Annotated in this window: 9 protein-coding genes; 1 reads left to right on the top strand and 8 read right to left on the bottom strand. The window is 60.7% G+C overall.

Translation table 11 applies throughout. From position 1 onward, the window contains the following. Window positions 1–400: 400 nt before the first annotated feature. The gene (locus AWM79_RS14870) at window positions 401–2,356 is read left to right on the top strand and encodes a methyl-accepting chemotaxis protein (protein ID WP_060783152.1); all 1,956 of its coding nucleotides are present in this window, start codon (window positions 401–403) and stop codon (window positions 2,354–2,356) included. Between the two features lie 27 nt (window positions 2,357–2,383). Here the strand turns inward: AWM79_RS14870 and AWM79_RS14875 are convergent, their stop codons facing one another. The 8 genes from AWM79_RS14875 to AWM79_RS14910 all read right to left on the bottom strand — a co-directional run bounded on the left by AWM79_RS14875 (window position 2,384) and on the right by AWM79_RS14910 (window position 13,386). After that, a complete protein-coding gene (locus tag AWM79_RS14875) occupies window positions 2,384–3,184 on the bottom strand; it encodes a transporter substrate-binding domain-containing protein (RefSeq protein ID WP_017132453.1) in 801 nt (266 codons plus the stop codon). Between the two features lie 246 nt (window positions 3,185–3,430). Then, entirely contained in the window at window positions 3,431–6,001 is a 2,571-nt protein-coding gene (gene mdoH / locus AWM79_RS14880) for a glucans biosynthesis glucosyltransferase MdoH (RefSeq protein ID WP_017132454.1), read from the bottom strand. Continuing rightward, a complete protein-coding gene (locus tag AWM79_RS14885; RefSeq protein WP_060783994.1) occupies window positions 5,994–7,760 on the bottom strand; it encodes a glucan biosynthesis protein G in 1,767 nt (588 codons plus the stop codon). The genes mdoH and AWM79_RS14885 overlap by 8 nt, the downstream gene beginning before the upstream one ends. A gap of 424 nt (window positions 7,761–8,184) precedes the next feature. Beyond that, entirely contained in the window at window positions 8,185–8,622 is a 438-nt protein-coding gene (gene dtd, locus AWM79_RS14890; RefSeq protein ID WP_017132456.1) for a D-aminoacyl-tRNA deacylase, read from the bottom strand. Continuing rightward, a complete protein-coding gene (gene pip / locus AWM79_RS14895; protein WP_017132457.1) occupies window positions 8,619–9,590 on the bottom strand; it encodes a prolyl aminopeptidase in 972 nt (323 codons plus the stop codon). The genes dtd and pip overlap by 4 nt, the downstream gene beginning before the upstream one ends. A gap of 367 nt (window positions 9,591–9,957) precedes the next feature. Continuing rightward, window positions 9,958–10,761 (bottom strand): N-formylglutamate deformylase, encoded by an 804-nt coding sequence (hutG, locus tag AWM79_RS14900; protein ID WP_060783995.1) that lies wholly within the window; start codon window positions 10,759–10,761, stop codon window positions 9,958–9,960. A 2-nt stretch (window positions 10,762–10,763) separates the two neighbouring features. Beyond that, a complete protein-coding gene (gene hutI, locus AWM79_RS14905; RefSeq protein WP_017132459.1) occupies window positions 10,764–11,969 on the bottom strand; it encodes an imidazolonepropionase in 1,206 nt (401 codons plus the stop codon). A 16-nt stretch (window positions 11,970–11,985) separates the two neighbouring features. After that, a complete protein-coding gene (locus tag AWM79_RS14910) occupies window positions 11,986–13,386 on the bottom strand; it encodes an amino acid permease (protein ID WP_026013230.1) in 1,401 nt (466 codons plus the stop codon). Between the last annotated feature and the right edge of the window lie 16 nt (window positions 13,387–13,402).

The following is a 13,402-nucleotide window of genomic DNA, read 5'->3' on the forward strand; positions in this document are numbered from 1 at the left end:
TCAGAAGAGACTCGGTGGGTATGCAACAAGGACGCCGACATATGCATTTTTATAATCCTGACTCATAATCAGTGAGAGAATGTGCTTAGCCCAAGTCGACCCTACAACTTTGCTTAGCGAATGTAAGTAGGACACTTCCGAAAAATACTTCCCCATAAATAATCTACGTGATCAACACTGCGCTTCCCTCAACATCGACTTGATCGCACCAGTTCGACAACGATATTTCGCTACCTCGCGCACTGGGCAACGGCACCACACCTCAATTCCTTCAAATACAAATGAATATTCCTACAATATGATCAGGTCAGGTCTCCGACCGGAAAGCCGATGAGAGGACATCGCCCCACGCATATACGCGCAGGGCATGGCCACTTATCCGCCAGGCAGGAGACGGATCATGTTCCCTTGGTTTACTCACGCTTTAATCAATCGCAGTGTCCGCTTCAAACTGTCCCTGGGTTTCGGCCTCGTGCTGCTGTTGACACTCGTCATCACCGCCACCGGCTGGTACGCCCTGCGACACACCATCGAACATTCGCAACAACTGTCGATCATTGCCCGACTCAGTCATATCACCCAGGATATGCGCGCTGACCGCATGACCTTTCGGGTCCTCAACGACATGCATAGCCGTGACAATGTCAGGCGCCAGCTATCCGAGATCGACCAGTATCTGGGTGCGTTGCGTGAGCGCATCGAGGAGCCTGTCTATCGGGATCTGCTGGAAAAACAGCACGCCAGCCTCGTCGCCTTCCAAAATGCCCTCGATGATCTCAGCCAGACGGTCGACGTTCGCGAACGATTGCGGGTGCGGCTATTCGCTGGCCTGGAGCAGGCCCAGCTCGCCGTGGCGACGACCCAGGCGAGTGTCCTCGTGGCCAGTGGGATCTTCGCCACCGGCGCACAATGGCGTGAGCCGATCGAGGGCCTCGAACAACTGCGCCAACAGATCGACCACAGCCACCACCGCGTGGAAGCCCCGGCTTACACCTTTGCCTCGCCGCAAAGCTACGCAGAACAGGCACTCCAGGCCATCGAGCGATTCGACGAGATTCTGCGTCAGGTCAGGCAACACTTTGCCAGCCTGCCCTCGACGGTCAGCGACGACCTATCCGCCACCGTCGGTGCATTGACGACTTACCGCGCCAGCCTCATGCAATTTCGCGACGTACAGACGCAAACCGCAACGTTGCATAACCGCATGGAAATCCTTGGAAAAGCCCTGCTCGACGGCATTGACGCCTTGAGCCTGGGCCAGACAGAAAAACGCGACCGCGACACGCGTCATTCGAACAGGGTGCTGGTCGGTGTTGCCGCGCTCGCCCTGGTGATTGGCGCGTTATCCGCCTGGATCATCAGCACGCAGATCCTGGTGCCCCTCAAGCGCAGCCTCAAGGTCGCCGAGTACATGGCCGCGGGCGACCTGAGCCGCGATATCCGGGTCGAACGTGGCGATGAAATGGGTCAATTGCAGCAGGCTCTACACGGCATGAACCAGGGCCTGCGCAATCTGGTGGGCGGCATCGGCCAGGGCACGGCCCGCGTTGCCGAGGCCGCCCACCAGTTGTCCGGCAGTACCGAACAGACCAACACTCGCATTGGCAGGCAGCGTGACGAAATCGATCAGATCGCCACGGCCATGAAGCAGATGGCCGCGACCACACGCGAAGTCGCACAACATGCCGAAGCTGCGTCTCAGGCCGCCAGCCAGGCCGAGCAACAGGCCCAGGAAGGCGACTGGGCGGTGGCCGAAACGATTGTCCATATCGAACAGCTTGAACAGGAAATGCGCCAGTGCACCGAGGCCATGGGCTCGCTCAAACAGCAAAGCGAGAAGATCGGCGGTGTGCTGGACGTGATCAAGTCGGTATCGCTGCAAACCAATCTGCTGGCACTCAATGCCACGATCGAAGCAGCCCTGGCCGGCGAGGCCGGGCGCGGTTTTGCGGTGGTCGCCGACGAAGTGCGCAGCCTGGCGCAACGCACCCAGGACTCCACCGAGGAGATCGAAAGCCTGGTCAGCGCCTTGCAAAACGGTACCCAGCAAGTGGCACAACGCCTTGACAAAAGCCGCGGCCTGACCCGCACCAGTGTCGAGTCAAGTCGACACAGCGGCAGCAAGCTGGAAGGGATTAGCCAGAGCGTATCGCAGATCCTCGGGATGAACGAGCAGATTGCCGCCGCCGGCGAACAACAACGCGTCGTCGCCGAACAAATCAGTCGCAATGTGCTGCACGTGCGGGACATCTCACAGCAGACCGCAAGCACCTGCGAGCAGACCACCGCCGCGAGCCTGCAACTGAGCCAGTTGGGCGTTCAGTTGCAGCACCTGGTGGAGCGCTTCAAGGTCTGAGCCGCTCGGCCCAACAACGACAGTGCCTCAGTCGATTTCGGCCAGCCAGGCAGTTTCCTTGAACCACTTGTCATGGATGCGATCATAGGTGCCGTCTTCGGCGATCTGGTGGAGGAAGTGGTTGATCCAGTTCAGGCTATCGTGGTCGCCCTTCTTCAATCCGAAGGCCAGGGGCTCATAGGTAAAGGGCTGCTCCAGACAGAGCAATTTGCCCTGGCCCAGCTTGTTCACCGCCACCAGGTTGTAGGGCGCATCATGGATAAAGGCATCGGCCTTGCCGTTGATCACGTCCTGTACACCCTCCTCCTCGGTGGCATAGCTGACCAACTGGGCATTGCCGATCATTCTTCTGGCGACTATTTCACCGGTAGTGCCGGCCTTGACCCGGATACGGTAGCCGGACTCGTTCAGGTCCTCGAAGCTCTGGACCTTGTCCGCCAAGCCCAACGGAATCAATAGCGTCTGCCCGACCACGATAAAGGGATCGCTGAAATTCAGGCGCAGGTTGCGCTCCTGGGTCAGGGTCATGCCGCTGGCGACCAGGTCGGTCTTGCCCGCCAGCAGATCAGGGATCAGTTGTGGGTAGCTGCTGGGCAGCAACTCCAGCTTCACCCCCAGGGACTTGCTCATCTCATGCAACAGGTCGATTTCAAAGCCCACGATCCGGCCCAGCTTGTCAGTCATCTGGAAAGGCATATAGGTCGGATTGGTGCCGACCTTGAGGCTTCCCCGCTTGACCGCCTCTTCGATGGCCCCCGCCTGGAGCCAGCAGGCGTGGAAGAGTGTGGCAGCGCCCAGCAAGAGTATCGACAGATACCTTTTCGTCATGAAGATTCCTTGGTCCATTTCCCGATGATGCCAGCAGCTTTTGGCGCGCTGTGCGAAGCCACAGTCACCAGCAAGCCTGGTCGGCACGATTTCGGGGCGCGATCCTAACGTACTCGATCACGCTGCCATACGGCATCGGGTGGCTCTTTTGTTACCAAATGACAATAGATGCGGCGAGGTACTGGAGGGGAAATGCGCTGTAACGATGAAACCTCCCCCCCGAGCTGACGGCTCGGGGGGGAGGTTTCAGGCAGGTTGACTGACCACGGCGGCAGGTTGCAACGGCAACAGCGGCGCATGGGGATCGGCATTGATCGAATCACGCCAAGCCGTCAGCCACTCGGCATGACCGTCACCCCAGACCTGCGCATGCAGGCGGGCCAGGGCGACCGGATCGCTCAGCAATTGCAGGCGAGCATGATTGTCCAGTGCCGCCGGACCGACCTTCAACGCGTGCCGCACGCGCTCCACCCGCAGCCATTCGATGGGCTCGGCCTGACCGTGGCGGGCAGTGGCCAGGGCACAGGCCAGGGCATTCTGCTGTGGATCGACCACAGCCCGGACGAAACCGTCGTTCAGCGCGTGCCAACGGTTCTCATGGGTGTATTCATCGGTTGCCAACAGCGCCTGGGGCGGATTGTATTCCTCGGGGATGAGGAACAGGCTCTCATCTTTCGAACGCAGACCCAGGTTGACCCGACTGGAGATCACCGAAACCGGGATCGACAGCATCAGCGAACCGACGATTGGCACCAGCCACCAAAGGAAGCTCGGGTTGAGCCAGATCACCAGCAAGGCCCAGAATGCCCCCAGCAAGGTTTGCGGACCATGGCGGCGGACCGCCTCGCTCCAAGGCGTCGAATCGTCGTCACGCTGCGGCGAGTTCCAGGTCGCTGCCCAACCGAGAAATGCGGCCAACACGAAGCGGGTATGGAAAATCATCCGCACCGGCGCCAGCAGCATGGAGAACAGCATCTCCAGCAGCATCGACAGAGTCACTTTGAACTTGCCACCGAACTCTTTCGCGCCCTTGGCCCAAATCAGGATGATGCTCAACAGCTTAGGCAGGAACAGCAACACGATAGTGGTGGAGAACAGCGCCACTGCCTTGTCCGGATGCCACTGCGGCCACAACGGATAAAGCTGGCGCGGCTCCATGAAGTACTGCGGCTCCATCAAGGTGTTGACCGCCAGCAGAGCCGTCGACAACACCAGGAAGAAGAACCACAGCGGCGCCGACAGGTAGGACATCACCCCGGTAAGGAATACCGCACGGTGTACCGGATGCATGCCCTTGACCAGAAACAGCCGGAAATTCATCAGGTTGCCGTGGCACCAACGGCGGTCGCGCTTGAGCTCGTCCAGCAGGTTCGGCGGCAACTCTTCATAGCTGCCGGGCAGGTCATAGGCAATCCACACGCCCCAGCCGGCACGGCGCATCAGCGCGGCTTCGACGAAGTCGTGGGAGAGAATCGCCCCGGCGAACGCGCCTTTGCCGGGCAACGGCGCCAGGGCGCAGTGCTCGATAAACGGCTTCATACGGATGATCGCGTTGTGGCCCCAGTAGTGAGACTCGCCCAACTGCCAGAAATGCAGGCCGGCGGTGAACAATGGGCCATAGACACGGGTCGCGAACTGCTGCATGCGTGCATAGAGGGTATCCATGCCCGACGCCCGCGGCGCGGTCTGGATGATTCCGGCGTCCGGCGTGGCCTCCATCAGGCGCACCAGGCTGGTCAGGCATTCGCCACTCATGACGCTGTCGGCGTCGAGCACCACCATGTATTTGTAATCGCCCCCCCAACGACGACAGAAGTCGTCGAGGTTGCCGCTCTTGCGTTTTACCCGGCGACGGCGACGACGGTAGAAGATCCGACCGAAGCCCGAGGCCTCACGGCAAACATCCAGCCAGGCCTGTTGCTCGGCGACGCAGATATCGGTGTCGTTACTGTCGCTCAGGACAAAGAAGTCGAAGCGATCCAGGTCACCGGTGGCCGCGACCGATTCGAAGGTTGCCCGCAGGCCGGCAAAGACCCGTGGCACGTCCTCGTTGCAGATCGGCATGACGATGGCAGTGCGCGCATCCTGGGCAATCGGCTCGCTGCCGGCGCTGGCACCCGAAATACGATACTTGTCGTGCCCTGTCAGGAGTTCGAGGAAGCCCATCAAGGCAGTCCAGAAACCGGCCGAGACCCAGCAGAACAGGATGCCGAATAGCACCAGGATACTGGTCTGCAGAGCATACGGTAGCACTTGCTGGGCGGTCTGTAGCAGCGGCTGGCGCATCACCTCGGAGGGGTCGAAGAACGACCAACCCTGGTAAGGCATGATGCCTTTCATGTACCAGCCGGCGATGACGGTCTGGCCAAGCATCAGCACCAGCAGGATATAACGGCGGATCGAACCCACGGTGCGCCAGCGCGCATGAGGCAGGTCGCGCTTGTCATCCTTGGGCGGTGGCGGGTTGCCGCGCCCGGTCAGGAGACGCCAGCCGCGCACCAGGATATTGGTTCGCCAGGGCTCGGGCACGACTCGGGTACGTCGAATCGGTGGCGTCGCCTTGAGGCACACCCGGCCACTGGCGTCGACCGCGAGCATCTCGGCGTCTTCCAGCTCAGCAGCCGAATTGAGGGTCAGGCGACGCCCCACCGAGGCTTGCGCAGCTTCGGCGGAGTCGACGGACGGATGGGCACTGAGGCGCTCATGCAGCTCGGCGAACGAAGCACAGCTCGCCAGCTCGGCGCGCTGCTCGGTGCTCAACGGCAGGTGCGCCAGATACTCGGCGAGAGTCTCTGGCTGGGTAATTGAATTACTCATCGGCGGGCAACTGATAGCTCCAGGTCTCGGTCAAAACTTGTTCAGTCTTCACCGGTTCCAGGTGGGTAGGAACAGCCTCGGGAGCCGGCACCGGGGCATCATGCTCTTTCTTGGCCTTGGCCTTGTCTTTCTCCGGGACCTTGGCCGCACCTTTCTCCTGAGTCTTGGCCACGATCTTGTCGGTCTTGGCTACCTGGGGCTCGACCGTGGCCGGCTCAGGCGCAACGATATCCTTGACCAAGGTGGCGCGCATCTCGGTAGTCTTGCTCGGGTCCTTGATCTTCAGGCGCAGCGTCAGGCGCCAGCCCTGGGTCTCGGGGTTGTAGCGCAGGTTGTTTTCCACCACTTCGGCGTTGTCGCCGACGCTGATCTGGCTGCGTACCGGGGCATCTTCCGGCAAGGCCTTGAGGGCAGGCCCCTCGAAGTCCACCAGATAGGCGACGCTGCCGTCCGGCTGACGGATCAGGTTCGACTGCTTGACGTCACCGGTGGACTTCAGGGTCTGCTTGACCCAGGCGCTGTCTGGCGAATGCAGGGCGGCTTCGTCCTGGGTCCAGTGCATGCGGTAGGCGAAGTTCATCGCCTCACCTGGCTGGGCGAGCTTTTCCGGGTTCCAGAAAGCCACGATGTTGTCGTTGGTTTCGTCGGCAGTCGGAATTTCCACCAGATCGACGGTGCCCTTGCCCCAATCGCCCTTCGGCTCGATCCAGGCACTTGGGCGCTTGTCGTAGCGATCGTCGAGGTCTTCGTAGTGGCTGAAGTCGCGACCCCGTTGCAACAGGCCGAAACCACGCGGGTTCTCCACGGAGAAGTTGCTCACTGCCAGGTGTTTCGGGTTGTTCAGCGGGCGCCAGAGCCATTCGCCATTCCCGGCATGGATCGACAGGCCGCTGGAGTCGTGCAACTCGCGACGGTAGTTGAGGACTTTCGACGGCTGGTTGGCGCCGAACAGGAACATGCTGGTCAGCGGAGCCACGCCCAGCTTGCCGACCTTGTCACGCAGGAACATCTGCGCCTTCACGTCGACGATGGTATCGCTGCCCGGACGCAGGGTCAGTCGATAGGCGCCCGTGGCCCGTGGCGAGTCGAGCAAAGCAAAGATCACCAGGTGCTTGTCGGTCGGCTGGGGCCGCTGCACCCAGAATTCGGTGAAGCGCGGGAACTCTTCGCCGGACGGCAATGCGGTATCGATTGCCATGCCACGAGCGGATAAGCCATAGGTATGGCCCTTGCCGACGACGCGGAAGTAACTCGCGCCCAGCATGGTCATGATTTCGTCTTGCTTGTCGGCCTTGTTGATCGGGTAAAGCACGCGGAAACCGGCATAACCCAATTGTTCGGTGGTTTTAGGATCGAACTTCAGGTCGCCGAAATCGAAACGGCTCGGATCGTATTTGATCTCCGAGACATCCTTGGCGGTGATTTCGTTGATTTTCACCGGCGTGTCGAAATGCATGCCCTGATGATAGAACGACAACTTGAACGGCGTCTTCTGATCGGCCCATTCGGCCTTGTCGGTCAGGAAGCGGATTTTTTGATAGTCCGCAAACTTCATCTCACGAAATTCGTTCGGCAGATTGCTGCGCCCAGCTTCGTATTTCTGCCCAGCCAGGGTCTTCGCCTTGGCCGCCACATCGTCCAAATTGAATGCAAAGAGTTGGCCGGCACCGAGCAGGCAAAGCAGTGCGGAGCCCGTCACCAATGCTTTTCGTAACCCTTTGGCAGTCAATTTTGGTGCATTACAGGGACTAACAATCACGAGCAACCCTCGCCGAAAACAGATCAAAAAACCAACGGCTAGACCAAGTAACCTGCGTGGTCCGTTGGGATGGCTTATTTCAGCGCCACAAATCCAGATACTACGTTGCGACGCCTTGCCATAGCCGGCTATGACTCGTCGCAGCGCTTTGTCTCTGGCCTCCCGGCATCAGAAATAATGCCAGCCAAACCAACCGTACAGGCCACCCATGCCAGGTTGGCGAGCATTGTTCCGACTCCCCTGGGACAAAATGATTCCCCAAACGGTGTCGGACAAGTCTCTACCCAAGTCAAAATGGACCAACGAACGCCGATCCCCATAGCGCGCGATTATCTAGTAGGCCGCGTGACAACGCATCAGGCGAAACAAAGTATTTATCGGCAAATCCCCCTGTTTTCAGCCCGATATGTCGTTTTTGCTGCTTTCAGGTCTGTAACAGGAATGTTACCGGGCCATCATTGACCAGATGCACCTGCATATCCGCCCCGAAACGCCCCGTCGCCACTTGGCCATGCCAACGTCGCGCCTGTGCCACTACATAGTCGAAGAGCGCCTCGGCGACCGCTGGCGGCGCCGCCGTGGAGAAGCTCGGGCGTAATCCGCTCTGGGTATCGGCGGCCAGGGTAAACTGCGACACCAGCAGCAAACCGCCACCGATATCCGCCAGGGACAGGTTCATCTTGCCCTGAGGATCGCTGAACACCCGATAGTTCAGTAGCTTCTTCAGAAGTTTGTCGGCACAGGCCAAAGTGTCGTCAGGTTCCACGGCCAATAGCACCAGCAACCCCTGGTCGATGGCGCCGATCACTTCCCCCGCGACCTCGACCCGTGCCCCACTGACACGTTGTAGCAGGCCCTTCATGCTTCTTCAGGAGGCAGATCGAGCAGACGCCGCGCCATCTGGTCGGCGGCGCGCACCAGCGCATCGGTAATACCCGGCTCCGACGCCGCGTGCCCGGCATCGCGAATCACCTGCAACTCGCTATTGGGCCAGGCCTGGTGCAATTCCCAGGCATTGTCCAGCGGACAAATCACATCGTAGCGACCATGCACGATCACGCCCGGCAAATGGGCGATCTTGTCCATGTCGCGGATCAGTTGGTTGGGTTCCAGGAACGCATTGTTGGTGAAGTAATGACACTCAATCCGGGCAATCGACAAGGCTCGCTGCGGCTCGGAGAAGCGATCGACCACCAACGGATTGGGGCGCAGGGTCGCGGTGCGGCCTTCCCAAAGTGACCAAGCCTTGGCCGCATGCATCTGGGCGATCTGGTCGTTGCCGGTCAGGCGTCTGTGGAAGGCGCTCAGCAGGTCGCCGCGCTCCTCCACGGGGATCGGTGCCAGGTAATCCTGCCAATAGTCCGGGAACAGGCGACTGGCGCCAGCCTGGTAGAACCACTCGATTTCCTGCGGGCGGCAAAGAAAGATGCCCCGCAGGATCAGGCCATGAACCCGCTCCGGGTGAGTCTGAGCATAGGCCAGAGCCAGGGTCGAACCCCAGGAGCCGCCGAACACCACCCACTTGTCGATGCCCAGGTACTCGCGAATCCGCTCCAGGTCTGCCACCAGGTCCCAGGTGGTGTTGTTTTCCAGACTGGCGTGCGGCGTCGAACGACCGCAGCCGCGCTGGTCGAAGGTAATGACGCGGTACAGGTTCGGATCGAAATAACGACGGCTCTGGGCATCACAGCCGGCACCCGGACCACCGTGAATGAACACCACGGGCAAGCCCTCGGGCGAGCCGCTTTCGTCGACGTACAACACATGCGGCTCATCCACGGCCAGATCATGCCGGGCGTAGGGTTTGATCTGTGGGTACAAAGTCTGCATTACGCGCTCCGTAAGGGTCGAGGTCATCCCTGAGGGGGACTTCTGTTATTCTGCCGTCCGGCATCATAAACCCGAATTGCCGAAACGGCATGTTCTTGTCAAAAGCGCTCGCGCGCGCTGCGGCCCTGGCGTCCACGGTTTGGCCAACGCTTAAATCAGTTCAATAAACGCTTTAATTCGCAGGATAAAACCGAGCGGCAGGAGCGGCTCCACAGGGCTAGCAGCACCAGGTATGCAGGGGAATTCGGAGTGTGTCAGTACCGCTGGCCCGATCTGTTTTCCTACCTGGGAAAAGCCGTTATCGTCGCCGATAACGGAATTTTTATCCGCGAAGAGGCCCTGACAGACGCAGCAGCAGCCGAATCAGTCAACGCCCGTAATGCTCACGTCCCCAGGCCAGCAATCCTTGCATCAGTTCCTTGAGCACGACTCGCGTCGGTTCGGCCAGGTCGTCACGGTAGTTGAACGGTTCGAACTCTTCCATATAGGTACACTGGCACAGCTCCAGTTGCACCGCATGGATATGCTCGGCTGGGTTGCCGTAGTGGCGAGTGATGTGACCGCCCTTGAAGCGCCCGTTCAGCACATGGCTATAGTTCGGCTGCCTGGCACAGATCGCTTCCAACCGCGATGCCAGCTGCGGATCGCAGGCCGCGCCGTTGAACGTACCGAGGTTGAAGTCCGGCAATTTGCCCTCGAACAGGCGTGGAATCACGGAGCGGATCGAGTGCGCATCGAACAGCAGTGCATAGCCGAACTCGGCCTTGAGCCGCGCCAGCTCCGCTTGCAGGGCCTGATGATACGGCGTCCACACCTGCTCCAGATAGCTCGCCCGCTCTTCGGCGGACGGTACTTGGCCGTCCCGGAACAGCGCTACACCGTCGAACAGCGTCGCCGGGTAGAGGCCGGTGGTGGCACCGACATACAGGGGTTTGTCGTCGGATGGACGGTTGAGGTCGATGACAAACCGCGAATATTCTCCAGCCAGGGTGCTGGCGCCCAGTTCCGTGGCGAAGTCATAGAGCCGCGGAATGTGCCAATCGGTATCCGGCAGGCTGCGGGCCTCGGGAATCAGCCCGTCCCGGACCGCCGGGGTCAGTTTCAACCCGGCGTGGGGCATGCTGATCAGCAATGGCACGCGGCCTTGTTTGAAGCTCAGGACGTTATCCACCATCATTCTCCTAGTTCAGTGCCGTGGCGCACCACGCGCTTGTTCAGCTCACCGCCCAGCCAGTAGGCCAGGTCCGCCGGACGCTCGATCTGCCAGGCGACAAAATCCGCCACCTTGCCGATCTCCAGGGAACCGTGACTGTCCCCCATGCCCAGCGCCGTGGCGGCGTGCAGGGTGACACCGGCCAAGGCCTCTTCCGGCGTCATGCGAAACAGTGTGCAGGCCATGTTCAACATCAGGCGCAACGACAGGGCCGGTGAAGTCCCTGGATTGAGGTCGCTGGCAACGGCAATCTTCACCCCGTGCTTGCGCAGTACATCCATCGGCGGCAATTGGGTTTCGCGCAAGAAATAGAAGGCACCGGGCAACAACACCGCCACCGTACCAGCGGCTGCCATGGCAATGGCATCCTCTTCGGTCATGAACTCCAGGTGATCCGCCGACAGCGCTTGATAGCGCGCCGCCAGGCTCGAACCGTGCAGCGACGACAATTGCTCGGCGTGCAGTTTCACCGGCAGGCCCAGTTGTCGTGCAACCTTGAACACCCGCTCGACCTGGGCCGGGGAAAACGCCAGGTACTCACAGAACGCATCGACCGCATCCACCAGGCCTTCGGCGGCCAGGGCCGGAAGCATCTCGTTGCAGATATGCTCGATGTAGTCATCGGCACGGCCCGTATATTCGGGCGGTAGTGCGTGGGCAGCCAGGCAAGTGCCGCGCACGCTGATCGGCAGTTCGGCGCCGAGACGGCGGATGACCTTGAGCATCTTGCGTTCGTTGTCCAGGTCCAGGCCATAACCGGACTTGATCTCCACACTGGTCACGCCGTCGCGCAGCAGGCAGATCAGACGCTGCCGGGCACTGGCGAACAGTTCGTCCTCACCGGCGGCGCGGGTGGCCCGCACGGTGCTGGCGATACCGCCACCGGCGGCGGCGATCTCGGCGTAGCTCACCCCTTGCAGGCGCTGCTCGAACTCACCACTGCGGTTACCACCGAACACCGCGTGGGTATGGCAATCGATCAACCCCGGTGTCACCCAGGCCCCTTCCAAGTCGTTGACCCGTGGATAGTCCGCCGCCGGCAGTTCGGCACGCGGGCCGATCCACTCGATCTTCGACGCCAGGGTCACGATGGCGGCATCCTCAATGATCGAGTAGCTGCCTTGCGCCATGCTTGCAACGTGACAGTTCTGCCAAAGGGTTTTCATTCGGGGCCTCCATGGGCTATCGATGCGACGAGGAAGGCGCTTGAACCACCAGGGCGGCCGCTGGCCTGACCCAGATCAGGTAGGCCAGCACCAACAGGCCGATCCAGACCGCGCCGACGATCAGCGCCGGACGACTGTCCGGGAACCAGCCCAGCACGCCGAAGATAAAGACCATGAAGGCGATGGCCGCCATGGGTGCATAAGGCCAAAATGGCACGGGAAACTTCAGTTGGGCCGCTTCTTCACGGCTCATCGAGCGGCGCATGGCGACCTGGGTGATCAGGATCATGATCCACACCCAGACGGTGGCGAAGGTCGCGATCGAAGCGATCAGCAGGAACACGTTTTCCGGAATCAGGTAGTTCAGGACCACGCCACCCAACAGGGCTGCGCCCATGACCACCACGGTCATCCACGGCACACCGGCCCGGGACAGCCGGGCAAAGGCCTTCGGTGCCTGCCCTTGCTGGGCCAGGCCATACATCATGCGCCCGGCACCGAAAATATCGCTATTGATCGCCGACACGGCCGCCGAGATCACCACGATATTGAGGAGGGTCGCCGCCGAGCCAATGCCCAGGTTCTGGAAGATCTGCACGAACGGGCTGCCCTGGCTGCCGATCTGCGGCCACGGGTAGATGGACATCAGCACGAACAGAGTCAGCACGTAGAACAGCAGGATACGCACCGGCACCGCATTGATCGCCTTGGGGATCACCCGCTGCGGGTCCTCGGCTTCGCCGGCGGTGACACCGATGATCTCGATACCGCCGAAGGCAAACATCACCACCGCGAACGAGGCGATCATCCCCGCCGCGCCGTTGGGCATGAAGCCGCCGTGAGTCCAGAGATTGCTGACACCGACTTCAGCGGTCGGCGTGGCCGTGCTGATGCCGAAGAACATAATGCCGAAGCCGCCGAGGATCATCGCGACAATGGCGCCGACCTTGAGTAGCGATAGCCAGAATTCCATCTCACCGAAAACCTTCACCGCGCACAGGTTCAGCGCGCCGATAAAGAACACAATACCCAGGACCCAGACCCAACGGTCGACCTCCGGAAACCAGAAGCCCATATAGATGCCGAAGGCGGTGACGTCGGCCAGGCCGACGATGACCATCTCGAAGGCATAGGTCCAGCCCAGGATAAAGCCGGACATCGGGCCGACGTAGGTACTGGCGTATTGGCCGAAGGAGCCGGACACCGGGTTGTGCACCGCCATTTCACCGAGGGCGCGCATCACCATGAATACCGCCGCGCCACCGATCAGGTAGGCCAACAACACGGCCGGGCCGGCCATCTGAATGGCCGAGGCGGAACCATAGAACAACCCGGTGCCGATGGCGGAACCCAGGGCCATGAAGCGAATATGTCGGGCGCAAAGCCCACGTCTCAAACCTTTGACTGACTGTTGCATAACTCGTCCTTAATTA

Source organism: Pseudomonas agarici (genome assembly GCF_001543125.1).
In the GTDB taxonomy this organism is placed as follows: domain Bacteria; phylum Pseudomonadota; class Gammaproteobacteria; order Pseudomonadales; family Pseudomonadaceae; genus Aquipseudomonas; species Aquipseudomonas agarici.